The 17951-nt window shown below is 65.3% G+C and carries 15 protein-coding genes and 1 tRNA gene; 8 read left to right on the top strand and 8 right to left on the bottom strand.

Translation table 11 applies throughout. The features are described from left to right. Positions 1-104: 104 nt before the first annotated feature. Positions 105-1322 (bottom strand): glycosyltransferase family 4 protein, encoded by a 1218-nt coding sequence (locus C4S73_RS03210; RefSeq protein WP_103870985.1) that lies wholly within the window; start codon positions 1320-1322, stop codon positions 105-107. 158 nt (positions 1323-1480) lie between these two features. On the opposite strand from C4S73_RS03210, the gene C4S73_RS03205 reads away from it, so the two are divergent. Then, the gene (locus C4S73_RS03205) at positions 1481-2257 is read left to right on the top strand and encodes an alpha/beta hydrolase (protein WP_146071263.1); all 777 of its coding nucleotides are present in this window, start codon (positions 1481-1483) and stop codon (positions 2255-2257) included. Positions 2258-2264: 7 nt separating this feature from the next. On the opposite strand, the gene C4S73_RS03200 is transcribed toward C4S73_RS03205, so the two are convergent. The 5 genes from C4S73_RS03200 to C4S73_RS03180 all read right to left on the bottom strand — a co-directional run bounded on the left by C4S73_RS03200 (position 2265) and on the right by C4S73_RS03180 (position 5163). Further along, the gene (locus C4S73_RS03200) at positions 2265-2531 is read right to left on the bottom strand and encodes a BQ00720 family protein (protein WP_103870984.1); all 267 of its coding nucleotides are present in this window, start codon (positions 2529-2531) and stop codon (positions 2265-2267) included. 123 nt (positions 2532-2654) lie between these two features. Beyond that, positions 2655-3083: an Hsp20 family protein gene (locus C4S73_RS03195; RefSeq protein WP_103870983.1), complete on the bottom strand. Its 429-nt coding sequence runs from the start codon at positions 3081-3083 to the stop codon at positions 2655-2657. 225 nt (positions 3084-3308) lie between these two features. Next, positions 3309-3385: transfer RNA gene (locus C4S73_RS03190), tRNA-His, on the bottom strand. A gap of 137 nt (positions 3386-3522) precedes the next feature. After that, the gene (locus tag C4S73_RS27835; protein ID WP_146071262.1) at positions 3523-3969 is read right to left on the bottom strand and encodes a phasin family protein; all 447 of its coding nucleotides are present in this window, start codon (positions 3967-3969) and stop codon (positions 3523-3525) included. 786 nt (positions 3970-4755) lie between these two features. Continuing rightward, positions 4756-5163 carry a phasin gene (locus C4S73_RS03180; protein ID WP_244595411.1) on the bottom strand — a complete coding sequence of 136 codons (408 nt, stop codon included), beginning with the start codon at positions 5161-5163 and terminating at the stop codon, positions 4756-4758. 330 nt (positions 5164-5493) lie between these two features. Here C4S73_RS03180 and C4S73_RS03175 point away from each other — a divergent pair, with 330 nt between their 5' ends. Continuing rightward, positions 5494-8436, top strand: coding sequence for a PAS domain-containing sensor histidine kinase (locus C4S73_RS03175; RefSeq protein WP_146071261.1), 2943 nt, complete (start codon positions 5494-5496; stop codon positions 8434-8436). Positions 8437-8678: 242 nt separating this feature from the next. Continuing rightward, a complete protein-coding gene (locus tag C4S73_RS03170) occupies positions 8679-10619 on the top strand; it encodes a M23 family metallopeptidase (protein WP_103870981.1) in 1941 nt (646 codons plus the stop codon). A 191-nt stretch (positions 10620-10810) separates the two neighbouring features. On the opposite strand, the gene mgtE is transcribed toward C4S73_RS03170, so the two are convergent. Further along, complete coding sequence (gene mgtE, locus C4S73_RS03165) at positions 10811-12184, bottom strand: magnesium transporter (protein ID WP_103870980.1); 1374 nt, start codon at positions 12182-12184, stop codon at positions 10811-10813. A gap of 488 nt (positions 12185-12672) precedes the next feature. Continuing rightward, positions 12673-13275, bottom strand: a complete 603-nt coding sequence (locus C4S73_RS28120) for a hypothetical protein (protein WP_160115657.1) — start codon at positions 13273-13275, stop codon at positions 12673-12675. Here C4S73_RS28120 and C4S73_RS03160 point away from each other — a divergent pair. The 5 genes from C4S73_RS03160 to C4S73_RS03140 all read left to right on the top strand — a co-directional run bounded on the left by C4S73_RS03160 (position 13252) and on the right by C4S73_RS03140 (position 17951). After that, positions 13252-14430, top strand: coding sequence for a GGDEF domain-containing protein (locus tag C4S73_RS03160; RefSeq protein ID WP_160115656.1), 1179 nt, complete (start codon positions 13252-13254; stop codon positions 14428-14430). The genes C4S73_RS28120 and C4S73_RS03160 overlap by 24 nt on opposite strands. A 177-nt stretch (positions 14431-14607) precedes the next feature. Continuing rightward, entirely contained in the window at positions 14608-15270 is a 663-nt protein-coding gene (locus tag C4S73_RS03155) for a glutathione S-transferase family protein (RefSeq protein ID WP_103870978.1), read from the top strand. Positions 15271-15361: 91 nt separating this feature from the next. Next, complete coding sequence (locus C4S73_RS03150; RefSeq protein ID WP_244595410.1) at positions 15362-16291, top strand: DMT family transporter; 930 nt, start codon at positions 15362-15364, stop codon at positions 16289-16291. Between the two features lie 152 nt (positions 16292-16443). Continuing rightward, positions 16444-17415, top strand: coding sequence for a LysR family transcriptional regulator (locus C4S73_RS03145; protein ID WP_103870976.1), 972 nt, complete (start codon positions 16444-16446; stop codon positions 17413-17415). A 17-nt stretch (positions 17416-17432) separates the two neighbouring features. Then, entirely contained in the window at positions 17433-17951 is a 519-nt protein-coding gene (locus C4S73_RS03140) for a tripartite tricarboxylate transporter TctB family protein (protein ID WP_103870975.1), read from the top strand.

Genomic DNA, 17951 nt, shown 5'->3' with positions numbered 1-17951 from the left:
GCGCCCGTAGGCAGACACATTGCACAAAGTTGGGCGTTGTCAATGGACGAGGCTGAAACGACCGGTGGGCAGGAGCGGTCAGCCTCTATCAGATTCAGGCGGAGTTAACGACCCAGTAGGGCGCAATAAACGTCCAGCGTCTCGCTCACCATCGATTCCAGCGAGAAATGCCGCTCGACATGCTGGCGGGCGCGGCGGGCGAGAGCGTCGCGCGCCGACGGTCTCAGGGCCAAGGCCTCGGCAAGGCCGGCTGCGAGCGCGGCTGCATCGTCGGGCGGAATGCGCCAGCCGGTGCGCTCGTTGGCGCTCGTCTGCGGCGGAGCCAGCACGGTCTCGGGCACCGCTCCCAAATCGGACACCACCACGGGCGCACCCATGGCCTGAGCCTCGACCGCGACCCGGCCGAAAGCTTCCGGCTCGGTCGAAGGGACGGTGACGACCGAAGCGGCGAGCATGGCGGCGGGCATGTCGGTGCAATGACCGACGCGCTTGACGCGGGCTTCCAGCCCCGCCTTGGCGATCAGCTGGTCGAGATCACGGACATAGCCGTCCCGGCCCTGCGCATCTCCGGCCAGGATGAAGGCGGTATCGGTATCGCCGCCATCGCGCATGATGCGGGCGGCCTCGATCAGGACGCGCTGGCCTTTCCACCCGGTCAGCCGGCCCGGCAGCAGCACGATGCGCTGATGGGGTTCGATGCCCCAGGCCTTGCGCAATGCCTGCACCCGGTCGGCGCCGACCACGGCCGGCGCGAAGGCGGAAAAATTGGTGCCGCGATTGACGACGCGAATGCGCTCATGGGCGAAACCATGCTTCGCCAGGATCAACTCGGCGGTGTAGGCGGAATTGGCGATCACGACATCGCCACGTGCCATCACCGAATTATAGAGCGTCTTGACGCCGGAGCGGCTCGCATAGGAGCCGTGATAGGTGGTGACGAAGGGCAGCTTCAGAACCTTCGCTGCCGCAAGGCCGACCCAGGCCGGCGCTCGCGAGCGCGCATGAATCAGCTCGACCCCCTCGTGCCGGCAAAGCAGCACCAGCCTGCGGACATTGAGCGCCATGGCGAAGGGATTCTTCGAGGCCGCCGGAAAGGGCAGCCAGACCCCGCCCTTGGCCTGCAGCTCGGCAACGAGACGCCCACCTTCGGTCGCGACCAGCGCACGAGCGCCGACATCGGTCAGCCCCTTGGCGATGTCGACAGCCGTGCGCTCGGCCCCACCGGCCTCAAGCTCGGGAATGATCTGCAGGATCGTCCGCCCGCTGAGCGGATGGGTTTCGGTCGATGGCAGCGAAAGATGCGCCCCTGGCTGGAAAGACATGCTCACGTTTCAAAAAACTCGTTCGGTCTGGCCTAAAGCCCGATTCAGGCGAAAAGCCGGTCTGGATCTTTTCAGCTGCGCTTCAGTAAGACCACGTGCACTCCGGCCTCGCAGCCTATATTCGCCCCGCAACGCAGATTCGTCACAGGAGATTTCAGGTGGAGCCACAAGCCCCGCAATGGCTGGAGGTTGGCGAAGGCACCGATCAGCGTCGCATCGCCTTGCTCGCGCAGGACGGCGAAGGCGCGCCGGTGGTCTGGCTCGGCGGCTTCCGCTCCGACATGCGCGCGACCAAGGCCGAGGCTCTGTCGGACTGGGCTGCGGACGCCGGCCGCACCTTTCTGCGCTTCGATTATGCCGGCCATGGCGAGAGCGGCGGCGATTTTGCACGCTGGACGCTGTCGCACTGGCTCGAAGATGCGCTGGCCGTCATTGGAGCTCACTGCCGGGCAAGGCCTATCCTCGTCGGCTCCTCGATGGGCGGCTGGATCGCGCTGCTGGCGGCGCGAAATCTGCTCGGCACCCGCCTCGCCCCCGCCGGGCTGGTGCTGATCGCACCGGCCGTCGACTTTTCCGAGGAGCTGATGTGGGCGCAGATGCCCGATGCGATCCGCGAGACGATCCTGCGCGACGGCGTCTGGCAGCGCCCCTCCGAATACTCGCCCGAGCCCACGCCGATCACGCGGGCGCTGATCGAGGACGGGCGCAGGCACCTGCTTTTCGGGGGTGAAATCGCGACCGGCTGCCCGGTTCACATCCTCCAGGGCATGCGTGACCCGGATGTGCCGTGGCGGCACGCCATCAAGCTGATGGAACATCTAAGCAGCGACCCGGCCGTGCTCACGCTGGTCAAGGATGGCGATCACCGCCTCTCGACAACGGCCGACATCGCCCGCCTGCAGGCAGCGGTCGCTGGAATGGCGACCGCGCCCTGAACGGGCGTCAATGGACGCTGACCATCCTGAGATCGTGTTCCCAGGCATTGGCGGTGGCCGCTTCGCGCGAATCGGTCACCAGAATCGGCGCGCCGTCAGCCGACAGCAGCGCAAACAGCTGGAGGCCGGGCTCGATCTGCGGCGCCTGCGGGAAAATCCGCAGCAGCTCGTCCGAGCTCATCGGCTTGAGATAGGCGACCTGACCTGTGCCCAGAGCCGCAAATTCGGCGGGGGTGAGGGGGTTCGTCTGGATCATCGTCCTGTCTTCGTTCATCGCGCCCTCCTTCAGAGCAGTGCGAGTGCGGTTATAAGGATACGACTACAATCATGAACGGATGCAAAAACCGCGCTGCATCCTTCAAGTCTTCGGTTCTGCAAGTGTTCAGTCCTGCAGGCTTCAGTCCCGGCTCACTATATCGATACGCCTGATGAGCCGTTCCGGTTCCGGCCTGACCAGGTCTATTGCGAGCAGGCCGTTCGAGAGATCGGCCCCCATCACCTGCATGCCCTCGGCCAGAAGGAAGCTGCGCTGGAACTGGCGCGCGGCAATGCCGCGATGAAGAAACTGCCGATTCTTGTCATCGCTCTGACGTCCGCGAATCGTAAGTTGATTCTCCTCCAGCGTGATCTCGAGCTGTTCGCGCGAGAACCCCGCAACCGCGAGCGTGATCCGGAGTCGATCAGGCTCGTCCTCCGTGCGTGGCATCCGCTCGATGTTATAGGGCGGATAACCCTCGCTCGCGCCTTTGGCGACCCGGTCCAGCGCACGTTCGATATCGTCGAACCCAAGCAGAAACGGATGAGACAGGCTAGGCGTACGCGTCATTCCCAAGACCCTGCCGAAAGCCCCCGAAAGGCGCCTCCTCGATCAATCGGGACCCGCTTGTGGCAGCATCCCGCGGGCGAAAGGCGAACCCTTCCGCTTGCCCTAGGATATGGCGAATGGGTGACGATGCTTCAAGGGCCACTTCATGACCGCCGGGCACTTGGCCCCAAACCGCCTCAACACGCCTGTCAAAAGCGGGCACATGCCAAGAGCGGGGTGTCCGGGTGGTACAGCCACCCCGGCTTGAACGGGGGACCTCTAGATCCACAATCTAGCGCTCTAACCAACTGAGCTATGGCTGCCCGCACCCCGGGCGCTTGCAATCGGTCTCACTTGCGTGATCCGCTGCGGCGCGGAACCTAGAGCCGACGCCGCACGATTGCAACCGGGGAAATGGCGAAGCGCACCAAAGAAAAAATAGCGCGCTCCGCGAGGCCTGTCACCGCTCCTTGCGGAGTGCTCCGCTGGCGATCCGCGCCAGCTCTTTCAGGTGATCGGCATAGGATTCATAGCTGCGCCTGACGGCCTTGGCCTGCAAGGCCACGGCATCGGCGGGGCTGTCGGTGCGAGCCAGGCTCTCGGCATCGGTGAGGGTCGCCTTCAGCTCGGCGCAGGCGTGGTCGAGCATCTTGGCCTGCAATGCGCCGAACGCCTTGGCCATCGCAACCGCCTGCGTCATCACGGTCGCGCTGGTAACGGAGACGAATTCGGGCGGGCGCGGCAGAGGCATCGAGGTGAGCGAGGGAGCCGCCTTCGCCGCCGTCTTGACGGCCTCGACCGACTTGACCACCGCCTTGGCGGCAGCCTCGACGGGAGCCTTCGCCGCGACGGCAGCCTTCACCACCGATTCGCTCGCCTTGGCTGGTGTCTGAGCCTTTGCGGCCACGGCAATTGGCTTGACCGCCGTGGATTTGACTGCGGGCTTTTCGAGGCGAACTTTCGTCGAAGCGACGCGCGCGGCGGTTTTTGCGGGCGACTTGGCTTTTGCCGGAGGCTTGGATGTCGCTGGAGACTTCGCTTTTGCAGAAGTCCCGGCCTTGGCGGGGCTGGCAGGCGTACCTGATTTGGCCGCTGCGGGCTTTGCTTCAGCAGGCTTGGCTTCAGCAGGCTTGGCTTCAGCAGGCTTGGCTTCAGCAAGTTTCGCGACGACAGGTGCGAGGGTCGGCTTGGCGATGGCAGATTTGGTCTCGACAGGCTTGGCCTGGACGGAAGCGGCCGGCGCGGGCGCAACGGCCGCAGGCGTGACCGGCGCCGGAGCGGTGACCTTCGTCAGAGGCGCAGATTGGACCGAAGGCGCCGCAGCCGTGACGGCAGGCGCAGGAGAGGTTGGGGCCTGGACTATCGGCGCCTTCGGCGCTTCGCCAGTAGAAGCCCCTGCTCCGAGAGGCTTGGCGACAACGGGGGCGACAGAGGGCACATCCGGCTTTGCAGGCACTGCAGATCCGGCAGGCGCATCAGATTTGGCGGGCGCCGCTTTCACATCGGCGGACGAAGTCTCAGGCGACGCCTTGACCGGGGACAGGCTGACCGGGGCCTTGGACATGGTCCGGGTCGGAGCAGGCTTGACCATCACAGCTCTCCTTCAACATTAAAACAGCGGAAGCCGGGCAATATGCCCGGCCGCTTGCTCGTCATCGCCCTCCCCGGGGGAGAGCGATGCATCAGCGGCGGATCACTTCGCCTTCGTGGCCTTGCTGACGGTCTCGCTGACCGTCTCGGCAGCCTTCGTCGCGACGTCCTGCGCCGCTGCGCCCATTTCCTTGAACTGGGTCTGGAGCGCGGCCATCTGCGCCTTCAGGAAATCGGCCTGATGCTGCATGACTTCGGTCAGGTCCTTCGACTTGACCAGCTTCTGGGCAAGATCGAACGCCGCGGCGACATTGTTCTCGGCATAGGTGATGGCCTTGCGGCTGACATCATGCGTGTTGACGCGAGCGGTCTCGGCCGAACCATGGGCGGTCTCGACCGCCTTCTGCGCGGCACCGATGAAGCCATCGAAGGCCTTGCGGGCCTGTTCGACGCTACGCTCGGCGAACTCACGCATTTCGGCCGGCACTTCGTAAGGCGTCTTGCCATTCATGGGGTCGTCCTCCTTTTGAGCAATGAAACCGTTCCGGTCATTGTGCAATGCAATATCATTGCTGCATTGCAATGACAATGACCGAGGGGCAAGCCTTGAACCAGAGACAAGCCTTGGACCCGGCCAAGCCTTGGACCTAGAGGCAAGCCTTGGACCGAGAGGCAAGCCTTGGACCGAGAGGCAAGCCGGCCCCCATGTTAACGCTGTTTGGAAGAGAAGCGGGAGAGCCTTGTCGGGTTCCATGGATTTGCAAAGATTTGGGCGCTATTAAAGATCTGTTAGCCATATTGGCGTGGGCTGGAATGGCGTGGACCGAATGAGCGGGCAAGCATGAGCGAAGCCGGACAGGACTGGGCGCGATTGGGCGCGGCTGCGGCGCAGGATGCCGCGCTGGCGTCCTTTGCCGCGGGCGGTGCGCTGCTGCTTTGGGACAGCGCGTCCGGACGGCCGGGCTACGCCAACGCAGCCGGGCGCGCAATGCTGGGTGGCGACGCCTCGGGCGCGAATCTGCCCACACAGACACGCCAGAGGTTCGGCCTGCTCTCCAGCGGGCTTGCCTCGCGCGACGGCGTCAGGCTCGAGCGTCTCAGGCTGACCTCGGGATTTGCGGCGATTCCCGTCACCTGCGGCTGCAAGCTCCTGGTGCAGGATGGCGGTGAGCCCGTGCTGGCGATCGCGATCCAGGCTTCGGAACTGCGCCGTCTGGGGATCACCATCCCCGAACCCGACGCCGCACCGGCCTCCAGCCTGCCTCACCTCGCGGCCGCCGCGCCGTCGCAAGAGACCGCGCCCGCCGCTCCGCGCCGCGCCACGGTGCGCTTCCTCTGGCAGAGCGACGCCTCGGGGTGCTTCACCAGCATCTCCCCCAACATCGCCGAACTGATCGGCGCGCATGACGCGGCCGCCCTGCCCGGCCGCAGCTGGGCCGATCTCATCGGCCGTGAGCTGATCGACCGTGCGGGCGGCCTGGCCGACCGCCTGACCACGCCTGCGACCTGGAGCGGCCATGAAGTGCTCTGGCGCACGGATACGCCGGCTGAAGGCGCGCGCGTCGAGCTCTCGGGAACTCCGGTCCTCGACACCGCGCGGCAACTGCTCGGCTTCCGTGGCTTCGGACTGGCACGACTGACCGAGCGCGAGCCGTTTTCGGTGGCGCCAGCCGATGTCGCTGCCCAACCGGACATCGCCGAGACCACAGCGGAATCCGCCGACGACGCAGCAACCGAGGCGAGCGACGAGACTGTCTTGTCTCAGACCTCTTTGCCCATGATGCCTCCGGCCGTCGTTGCGCTGGCCGAGCCGGTGGACGAGCACGCCACGACCAGCGAGGCCGCACCGTTCGAGGTGCAAGCGCTTTCCGTCGAGCCCGCGCAGCCTGATCAGGAGCTGGACGAAGCGCCCGCGCCCGCGCCGGCAGCGAATATCGTGCCCATCCGCAACGGCCAGATCACATCGATCCGGCCGGTGCTGGAACCCTCGAAGCCGAATCTGAGCTCAGCCGAGCGCAACGCCTTCCGAGAGATCGCCAAGGCGCTCGGCGCGCGCATCGCCGGCGATGACGAAGTCGTCAGCCCGCGCCTGCCGCCAGCTGCTCCGCTGCAGCTGAAGGAAGGCGTGACTGCGCCCGCTCAGGAGAAGCCGGCCTCGACCGCTGCCGAAACCACGGTACAGGCCGATATCGCGGAGACCGAGAGCAAGGCCGATGCGCCTGCCGCGTTTGGGCGCCCGCGCCTGCCCAACTCCCATGCCGATCTGCTCGACAAATTGCCGATCGCCGTGCTGGTCAATCGCGGCGACGAGGCCCTCTATGCCAATCGTACCCTGCTCGATCTGCTGGATTATGCCGACCTCGATGATCTGACGGCAGGCGGCGGCGTCAGCCGCCTGATCAAGGAAGCCGCACGCTCGGATGGCGGCGCCATGATCCTGATCGATCGTCGCGGCCATCTCATCAGCGTCGATGCGGTTCTCTCCAGCGTGGGGTGGCAAGGCGAGCCTGCGACGCTGATGGCCTTCCGCCATCCCGATGGCGGCGGCGAGGTCAAGGTCCTGACGCCCGAGGAGGCGGAGGAAGCCGAACTCGCGGCCGAATTCGAGGCCGAGGACTATGAGAGCGCAGCCCGCGTCGAGGCGCTGCGGCTCGATGCCGACGCGAAGGAGGCCCGCATCGGCGAGCTGATCGCGATGCTCGACACCGCGACCGACGGCGTCGTCACTGTCGACGAGCGCGGCCGCATCCTCTCGCTCAACAAGACCGCCGAGGCACTGTTCGGCTACGACCAGCGCGAGGTCACCGGCGAATTGTTCACGCTGCTTTTCGCAGCCGAGAGCCATGCGCCCGGGCTGGACTATCTCGAAGGGTTGAAAGGCGGCGGCGTCGCCTCGGTGATGAATGACGGGCGCGAGGTCGTCGGCCGCGTGCGCCAGGGCGGCAAGATCCCCCTGTTCATGACCATGGGCCAGATCGCCGAGGGTCCGGAGCGGCGTTTCTGCGCCGTGCTGCGCGACATCACCGCCTGGAAGAAGACCGAAGGCGAACTGGTCGATGCGCGCAAGGCGGCCGAGAAGGCGAGCGCTCAGAAATCCGACGTGCTCGCCAAGATCAGCCACGAGATTCGCACCCCGCTCAACGCCATCATCGGCTTTGCCGAGGTGATGGCGGAGGAGCGCTTCGGGCCGATCGCGAACGAGCGCTACAAGGAATATCTGCGCGACATCCACCAGTCGGGCGGCTACGTCATCAGCCTCGTCAACGACCTGCTCGACCTCGCCAAGATCGAGGCCGGCAAGCTCGATCTCGATTTCGTCAGCGTCAACCTGAACGAGATCGCGCTGTCGACGGTCGCGCTGCTGCAGCCGGAAGCCCAGCGCGGACGTGTCGTGCTGCGCTCAGGGCTTGCGCCGAAGCTGCCGCCCGTCGTCGCCGACCAGCGTTCGATCCGCCAGATCGTGATCAACCTGCTCTCCAATGCCGTGAAGTTCACCGATGCGGGTGGCCAGGTCATCGTCTCCACCGCGCTCGGCGACCAGGGCGAGGCGATTCTGCGGGTGCGCGATACCGGCATCGGCATGGACGATAGCGAGATCGCGCTAGCGCTCGAGCCCTTCCGGCAGGTGCCGACGACTCGCCGGGCCGGCGGCACCGGGCTGGGCCTGCCGCTGACAAAGGCGCTGGTCGAGGCCAACCGTGCCGCGATGTCGATCACCAGCGTCAAGAAAGAGGGCACGCTGGTCGAAATCACCTTCCCGCCGCAGCGCGTGCTCGCCGGCTGACACGTCCGCACGGCGGGCCTTGTACAGGGGACAAAGGCTTAGAGCATCGACCCGAAAAGTGGGGTGCTATTTTCGGGAAAAGCCGAGGCAAAAACAAAGAGATAGATCATCAGGTCGGATACGCTATCCAGTCCGATGATCAGGCGGTCATAGTTTCGCCGCCTCGGGCGTCGCATAGACAGGGCGACGCCGGTATCTGCCGTCAATGGCGCGGCGATCTTTCCGGGATCGACGGAGCGAAGTTGAACCTCCCCTACGACAGCGCCGACCCCTTAGCCGATCCGTTCGATCCTTATTCGAAGGCTCGTTTTCTCGATCGTCACCTGGTCAACTGGCGTTGGCTCGCCGCCAGCGCCTTGATCGGCGTGGTCGGCGCCGGCCTTCTGGGATCGTCGCTTTACGTATCCGAGGGCGACCAGGCGGCAGCGCAACGCCCCGACAAGGTGGTGCAGGCGCAGCGCAGCGAGCCAGCAGCCGGCCAGCCCGCCCGCAAGGCGGACCTCCTCGTCCAGCATGGCTTCTCCATCGGCACGACCCGGCATTTCCGCGCGCCCCTCACCGAAACAGCCGGCGAGCGCGAAATCACCAAAGTGCATGCGCTTGTTCATGTCTCGGCCGATCTATCCCCCCTGCCCGTCTCCAATCCCGATATTCCGAGCTTCGATGCCGCGCGGCTCATGGCCGGGCCGGGGCGCGAGGCTGCAGCGCAGGAGCCGATCGACCCTGCCGATGCGGATGTTTCCGTCACGCGGCGGGAGCTCGCCGGGCTGACGATCGCAGCCGACGCAGCAGGACTGTCCGATGCCGCGATCGAGGAGCAGGTGGCGGAGGTGGCCCGGCTTTCGGCCGACGCACCGCAACTGCCGCCCGACTATTCGAATCAGCGCATCCTCTCGCGTACGCTGCGCATGGTCGGCGATCCCGGCAATACTGGCGCAGAGTCGGGTGAAGCGGCCCCATTCAGCGCGATCGAGGTCCGGATTGTCCCGGAAAACGTCACGGACATCCCGCCGGCGAGCGACGAGCGCGAGCGCTTCGAGGATCTCGACATCGTGGTCGGCCATGGCGAGACGCTCGCGACCGCCCTCAAGGCGAATGGGGCGACCGACGCGCGCATCGCAGCCATCCTCGCTCCTTTCGGCCGGCGAGCGAAGGAGGTGCCCGAGGGACAGCATGTGCGGCTGCTAATCGGCCCCGACACAGGGGGACGCGCGATCCAGCGCGTCACCCTGTTCGACGAGACTGGCCCGCAGCAGACCGTCGCCGCCGACGATCACGGGCGCTTCGTCACGGTCACCCAGGCCGGGCGCGGCCATGACGGCGCGAATACCGATGGTGACGACGAGGACGATGGCAGCGACGACGGCAACCGCGCCACGCTCTATCAAAGCGCCTATGCCAGCGCGCTGAAGAGCGCCGTCCCGACCGATGTCATCGACGATTTCATCCACATCTTCGCAGCCGGCCTGGATCTGAAGCAGCATGTGAACACCGGCGACCGGCTGGAGATGGTCTTCACCGACGACGAGGCCGCGCCGACCGGCCATCGCGAGCTGCTCTATGCAGCGCTATCGACCGGCGGCGAGACACAGCAGGTCTATCGCTATGTCGCGCCCGAAACGGGGGAGTGCGACTATCTCGACGATGACGGCGTCTCGCTCAGAAAGCTTCTGATGCGCAAGCCTGTGCAGGACGGGCGGATCAGCTCGCCTTTCGGCATGCGCCGCCACCCGATCCTGCATTATTCCCGGCTGCACAACGGGGTTGACTGGGCCTCGCCTCGCGGCACGCCGATCATGGCTGCAGGAGACGGCACGGTCGTGGCCGCAGGCCTTCACTCGGGTTATGGCAACAGGGTCGAGCTCGAACACGCCAATGGCTATGCCAGCGCCTATAATCACATGGCCAGCATCAACCGCCAGATCAAACCCGGCGCTCACGTGCATATGGGCGACATCCTCGGCTTTGTCGGCACGACCGGACTCTCGACCGGCCCGCATGTGCACTACGAGGTCACCACCAACGGCCATTTCGTCGATCCGATGAAGGTGAAGCTGCCCAGCGGCCGCACCCTCACGGGCGCGGCGCTGTTGGAGTTCCGGGATCACAAGAAGCAGATCGACGAGCTTCGCCACCACGGCGATACCGTGACGGTGGCGGGCCAGGGCGTGCATCCGACCTGAGATCAGCTTTTCGAGCCGGCATCACTATCCAAAGGGAAGGTTCATGCCCCGAACCAGCCCGTCATCCCGGACAAGCGGCAAAGCCGCGCAGATCCGGGATCCATCGTAGGGAACTGCGCTCTGCGATGGATTCCGGATCTCCGCTTCGCTGCGTCCGGGATGACGGTGGCTCCGAGCGTTACGGGACGTCTCTAAAGCAGCGTGCCTCTGAGGATGAAAGCCGCGACGCCGAAATAGATCACGAGGCCGGTGACATCGACCAGCGTCGCGACAAAGGGCGCCGATGCGCTCGCGGGATCGAAACCGAGGCGCTTCAGGATGAAGGGCAGCATCGAGCCGACCAGCGATCCGAAGGTGACGATGCCCAGGAGCGCGGCCCCGACCGTCGCGGCGATCAGGACCCAGTGCTCGCCATAATCGAAGATGCCGAGCTTCTGCCATGTCACGATGCGCATGATGCCGATCGCGCCGAGAATTGCGCCCAGCGTCAGCCCTGTCGGCAGCTCCCGCAAGGCGACCCGCCACCAATCCTTCAGGCTGATCTCGCGCAGCGCCAGCGCCCGGATGATCAGCGACGTCGCCTGCGAGCCGGAATTGCCGCCAGAGCTCATGATCAGCGGGATGAACAGGGTCAGCACGATCGCCTTCTCGAGCTCGTCCTGGAAGTACTGCATCGCCGACGCGGTCAGCATCTCGCCGACGAGCAGGATGCTCAGCCAGCCCGCCCGCTTGCGGATCATCCGGATGAAGCTGATCTCGTTATAGGGCTCGTCCAGCGCTTCCATGCCGCCGAGCTTCTGCACGTCTTCCGTCGTCTCGGCGATCATCGCGTCGATGACATCGTCGACGGTGACGATGCCGATGACGCGTTCGCTGGCGTCGACGACCGGCACGGCAAGCAGGTTGTATTTCGAGATGAGGCGGGCGACGTCCTCGCGATCGACGTCGGGCGTCACGCGGATGGGCTTGCGCGCGGCCACGACCGAGGCGACCGGCGCCTCGGGATCGCCGCTGATCAGCCGGCGCAGCGGCACGGCGGTTTCCAGCGCCTTCGTGACCGGCGAGAGCACATAGATCGCATAGACCGTCTCGCGCGAGCGCTCGACATGGCGGATATGGTCGAGCGTCTGCGCGACCGTCCAGCTGTTGGGGACGCTGACGAATTCGGTGGTCATGATCGAGCCCGCGCTGTGCTCGGGATAGGCCAGCAGCCGGGTCAGGGCGGACCTCGTCTCGTGGTCGACCTGGGCGATCAGGCGTTCGCGGACGGGCTCCCGCATATCCTGGAACACGTCGGCGACGCGGTCGGCCGACATGGCCGACAGGAACGCCGCCGCGCGTTGATCGGGAAGCAGCGACAGCGCTTCGGCCGCCTCCACCAGCTCCGGTTGATCGAGGACCTCGACGGCGCGCTCGAACGGCAGGTCGAGGAGGACATTGGCGACTGTCCCCGTATCCTGGTCGTTCAGCGTCTCGACGATGTCGGCGACATGGTCCTGCGCCAAGGTGCAGGCCAGGGTCGTGGCGAGGAGATCCCGCGCCGGTGGTGCGGTCACATCATTCATGGCTCTTATCCTTTTCGATCGGCCGTCACGGGCCGATCGCAGGCGAGCCGGAAAACCCGGTCAGGCGCGCGGAGCGGCGGCGGACGGCTTCGACTGTCGGCTTGGACTGTCGGTTGGCATTTGGGTTCGGGTTTCCTGTGAGACCGCTTGCGTGACCGCTGGCGGTGCGACAGCGCAATGCGCCCAGTCGCGGTTGCCGTCAAATAAAATTTGCATTGCACAAACGCGAGCGCGGCGAGCTTTCCTTAGCGCCGAAAATGCCCGTGCTCCATGCCGACCAATCGGTTGCCGCAATGCGGTTCAGCTCGGCTCGGCTCGGTTCGGCAATGACGCAACGACCGATCCGGTTTTTTCAACACGTATTGGTTGCAGGCGGGAACCCAATCTGCCAATAGCAATACAGATCGACAGATCTAGATTTGCCACGCCGCGCCGGAAACCTCCGACCACAGAGTTTTCTGAACGCTCCGTCTGGATGGATTTCACCTTCAGATGATTTTTGACAATAAATCTATAAAAACCGATATATTATTCCGAGTCATATTACTTTGAACCGCCGATTTCTGGTGGCCATTGTTATCATATTGGCTTGTTCCCTCTCGCTCGGCCTCACCCTCATCGCGGGTTACTACCGAGAACTGGACGACAACCGCAACAGCCTTGCGAAACTGATGGCCTTCCGTCACGTCATTAACGCGGCAAATAGTATTACCGCCGAACGCGGACCGACCAATAGCGTCCTGGGCGAAGAGCCACTCGCCGAAAGCCCCTCTCGCCAACGGTTGAGCCAGTTTCGGGCCACCACCGATTTGGCATTGGCGCGAACAGCGTCGATCGAGCCGCTCGCGGAAGCCGTGCACGATTTGCAGCGTTCGCTGGCGCTGGCGCGGCAGAAAGTGGATGCGCTGGCCAGACTGCCGTTCGCTGCCCGCAGCAATGCCGATATCGAGCGTGTGGTCGAGACCATGTTCGGCGTCTTCGACGCCACCCAGCCGCTCATCGACAAAGCGATGACCGAACTGATCGCCGATGCCCCCGAATTGATCGGTCGAGCCCTGGTCGCACGCATGCTGAGTGAACTGCGCGAACATGCCGGGCGGCTGGGCTCCCATCTCGTCATCCCGATCGCGCATGGCGAGCCGATCAGCACCGAGCGTCGTGCGGCGTTCGAGCAAACGCGGGGAAGAGTCATTGCACTCTGGCAGCTTGCCCGGCAGCAGACCGGCACGAGCAGCGACGAACGTCTGGCTGCGGCCCACAAAGCCGTCGTCGCGCGCTTCTTCGGCGATGGAATGTCCCTTCTCGAACGGACGCTGGCCGCCGGCAATACAGGCCGGTTCGGGCTCAGCACGGCCGAGTTCACCAATGCGATCGTGCCGCATTTCGGACCACTGGAGCAGCTTCGCGACGTTTTCCTGGATGTGACGATCACACGGTTGCGGGCTCAGGATGCAGCCGCACGGGGATGGCTGACCGCCGTCACGGTCGCGACCGCGCTCGTGCTTGTCCTCGAATTCCTCCTTCTCGTCGCCAGCCAGAGGCTGTTGTTCCGTCCCTTGCTCGCCGCGCGCGACCGCATCGTCGCGCTCGCCGACGGCAAGGTCGACGAGCCGATCACGAGCCTTGGGATGAAGGGCGAGATGCTCGGCCTGTTCCAGGCGCTCGATACCCTGCGCCGCAGGCTGATCGACCGGAACGCGCTGGACCGGGAACGCGCCACCTTCGCAGCCCAGCTCAAGCGGCAGGCGGATACTGACGGGCTGACGGGCGTGCTGAATCGCGGAGCGCTGGAAAGGCTGGCTGCGCGCCTCACCGAGCGGGGAAGCGGCCCTGCGCGAATCGGGCTCATCCTGCTCGACATCGACCGGTTCAAGGCGATCAACGACAGCTTCGGCCACGCCGCCGGAGACGATGTGCTGAAGCAGGCCGCGACGCGATTGCGCGCCGCATTGCGGCAGGACGATGTGATCGCCCGCTTCGGCGGCGAAGAATTCGCCATCCTCCTGCTCGGACAGGACATCGAACCGCCGCTGGAGATCGCCGAGCGGCTGCGGCGGACCCTGCAATCGCCGCGGTTCGAACTCGACACCGGGCAGACGCTGGAGGTCACCGCCAGCTTCGGCGCGGCCCTGATCGAGAACGAGGCCGATGCCTGGCCGAGGCTGGTCGCAGCGGCGGATCGCGCGCTCTATCTGGCCAAGGATGCCGGCAGGAACCGCGTCGTCGTGGATGGCGATACCGCGTGAGGCAGCCCGGCCTGCCGGCTCATCCGGGCGACGCGCGACTTTTTTTCCGGGCGTGCAGGCTGCCCCGGTTGGCGACCGGCGGACTGGCCCCTAGGGTGCGTCGGCGCGGCAGAGGATTCTGTGTCGCGACGTCGTTCACAGCCGAAAGACCTGGCTCAAAGCCGAAAGACCTGCCCCGTGTCGCTCACCATCTATGGCTGCTACCGCTCGCGCGCCACGCGCACCATCTGGCTCGCCAACGAGCTCGGACTGCCGTTCAAACATGTCCCCGTCGTCCAGATCTACCGCCTGCCCGATCCCAACGCTCCCGACGCGCCGCTGCATACGGGATCTCCCGATTTCCTCGAGGTGAACCCCAATGGCCGCATCCCTGCCATTTCGGATGACGGCTTCCATCTGCACGAGTCTCTGGCGATCAATTTCTATCTGGCACGCAAGCATGGCGGCCCGCTCGCCCCGGCCAATGCACAGGAAGAAGGCCTCGCCGTGATGTGGTCGCTGTGGGCGGCGACGGAATGCGAGACCCACGCACTGAACCTGCAGTACCATCTGGCGGCCTATCCGCCCGAGAAGCGCAAGCCGGAACTCGTGACGGCGGCACTTGCCGCGCTGGCGGCCCCATTCGCCGTGCTCGACAAGACCTTGGCGCAGGGCGGCGGCTTCGTCATGGGCGGCCGCTTCACCGTGGCCGATATCAACGTCGCCGAGGTCATCCGCTACGCCAAGCCGGGCACGCAGCTCTTCGAAGCCGCGCCCCATGTGAAGGCCTGGCTCGCCGCCTGCCATGAACGCCCGGCCTTCCAGGCGATGTGGCAGGCCCGTGAGGCCGAGCCCGCCTGAGACAGGAACCGGGTGGCAGCTCCTGCCGCGGGAGCGTATCGCCACCAGCTAGTGGCAGGCGCCCCGCCCGCTCACGTCAGGTCTCTGCGCCATGTCAAACCCCTCCGTGCCGCCGCCAGCCATGACGATGAGCGACTGGCTTTTGCTGATCGCCCTGTCGGTCTTGTGGGGCGGCGCATTCTTCTTCGGGAAGATCGCGGTCGCTGAACTGCCGCCGCTGGCGGTGGTTCTGGCGCGGGTCGGGCTCGCTGCCACAGCGCTCTACCTCGCCGTACGGGTCTCCGGTCTTTCGATGGCGGTCGGTGGCCGGATGTGGCTCGCCTTCTTCGGCATGGGGCTGATCAACAATCTCATCCCCTTCGGCCTGATCTTCTGGGGCCAGACGCAGATCGAAAGCGGCCTGGCCTCGATCCTGAATGCCACGACACCGCTGTTTGGCGTCGTCGTGGCTCATCTCTTCGGCGGGGAGAAGGCGACAGGCCTCAAGTTCGCCGGGGTCGGTGCCGGCATCGTCGGGGTCGCGATATTGATGGGGCCGGACGCGGTCGGCGGACTTGGCGGCGCCCTGTTGCCACAGCTGGCCTGCCTCGCCGCCGCGCTCTCCTACGGATTTGCCGGTCTCTTTGGTCGCCGCTTCCGGGAGCTGCCTCCGCTCGTGACTGCGACGGGGCAGGTCAGCGCCACCACGATGATGACGATCCCGCTCGTCCTGATCTTTCATCCGCCCTGGCTGCTGCCGATGCCTTCGATGAAAACCGGCCTGGCCCTTGTCGGGCTCGCTCTGCTCTCGACGGCACTGGCCTATGTGATCTTCTTCCGGATCATGCGGCGGGCCGGCGGCACCAATGTCATGCTCGTCACCTTCCTGATCCCGATCAGCGCGATCCTGCTCGGCTGGGGGCTCCTCGGCGAAGCGCTGCTGCCACGGCACTTCATCGGAATGGCCGCGATCTTCGCCGGCCTAGCCCTGATCGACGGGCGGATGTTCCGTCGCAAGGAGACGTTCATGCGCACAGCTTGAGCGCCGGGCCGTTTATTGCCCTTCCCTTTATTGCCAAAAAATTATGAATTGCTCTAGGGTCGCTTAATCCGCAGCAGACGCTATTGGCCATAACGGGAACGACTGGAAGATATCGTAAAAAACGATACGCCAGAGGGGAACAGGGGACCACCATGGATGTTCGGCAACTGCGGTGCTTCATCGCGGTGGCGGAAGAGTTGCACTTCGGCCGGGCGGCCGAGCGGCTCGGCGTAGCACCACCAGCCTTGTCCAGACAGATCAGCGCGCTCGAGGACGAACTCGGCGTAGGCCTGTTCACGCGCACGACGCGGCAGGTCGCGATGACCCGCGCCGGCCTCATCATGCTCGAAGAGGCCAAGGGCATCCTGGTCAAGATGGAGCATGCCTCGCGTGCCGTGCGTGAGGCATCGCTTGCTTCGGGCAAGGTGCTGCGGGTCGGCGCGATCGATGCGGCCTCGTCGAGCTTCGTCCCCGAAGCGCTCGTCTGTTTCCGCCAGCGCCATCCCGGCGTCGAAATCAAATTCGTCGAGGCGATGACCGCCGCGCTGATCCAGATGCTGGAAGCCGGCAAGCTCGATCTCGCGCTGACACGCCCGCCCCGCAAGCCCACCGACTGCGCCTTCGAGGTTTTGCGCGTCGAACGGCCGATCGTGGTGCTGAACGAGCAGCACCCGCTCGCCGCGCGCGAATACTTGACCATGCTCGACCTCGTCGGCGAGCCCTTCGTCGTGCCTTCCAAGCGCATCCGGCCCTTCGCCTACGATCTTGTCATGTCGTATTTCGAAAGCGTCGGCGCCGTGCCCAACGTCATCATCGAAGCCACCGAGAAGCCAGCTATGATGTCTGCCGTAGCGGCGGGGCTTGGCATGGCGCTCGCACCCGACTGGGTGTCGCGGCTGAGCTTTCCCGGCGTCACGATGCGCCGCCTGCGCGGGGCGATGCTCGACCCTCCACCGCCGGGAGCCCTGGTCGGCATCGCCTGGCGTCCACACCAGAAGCTCGCTTCACGCGACGATTTTCTTGCGATCCTGCGTGAAAGCGTCACCCTGATCGACGAACGCCATGTCCTGCCGTTCGCCGTCCCCTCAACGAAACTGAAACGGACCGCCCGCGCCGTCGGGTAGTCAGTCGGAGGAGCCTGATGAGTTTGAACCAAATCGAACGAGCGCAGGGTCTACGCGTGCGCTCGTCCCAGGACCTGGCCGCAGGACTGTTCATGATCCTGCTCGCGGGCATTGCCTTCGTGATGTCCTATGAACTGCCGATGGGCACGCTGCGCCAGCTTGGGCCGGGCATGCTGCCCAAATCCTTCGCGGCGATCTGCGCGGCGCTCGGCGCGCTCCTCGTCATCTCCTCCTTGCGCTTTCACGGCGAGAAGCTGTCGGGCTGGTCCTGGCGCGGCGTGTTCTTCGTGCTCGGCGCGGCCTGCGTCTTCGCTTTGTGCATTCGCGGCTTCGATCTTGGACCGATCCACGTCCCGCAGCTTGGCCTCGCCGTTGCCGGGCCGCTCGTGATTCTGATTTCGGGGCTCGCAGCCGACGATCTGAAGCCGAAGGAACTCGTGATCTTCGCGGTCGTCATGAGCACGGCCTGCGCGCTGCTGTTCAAATACGCGCTGTCGCTGCCAATTCCGCTCGCCCCCTGGCTGTTGGGAATCTGA

Origin of the sequence: Allobosea lathyri (genome assembly GCF_900108245.1) — a bacterium.
Taxonomy (GTDB): domain Bacteria; phylum Pseudomonadota; class Alphaproteobacteria; order Rhizobiales; family Beijerinckiaceae; genus Allobosea; species Allobosea lathyri.
Note: the sequence above shows the minus strand (reverse complement) of the source record. Positions and strands in the feature narration are given on the sequence as shown.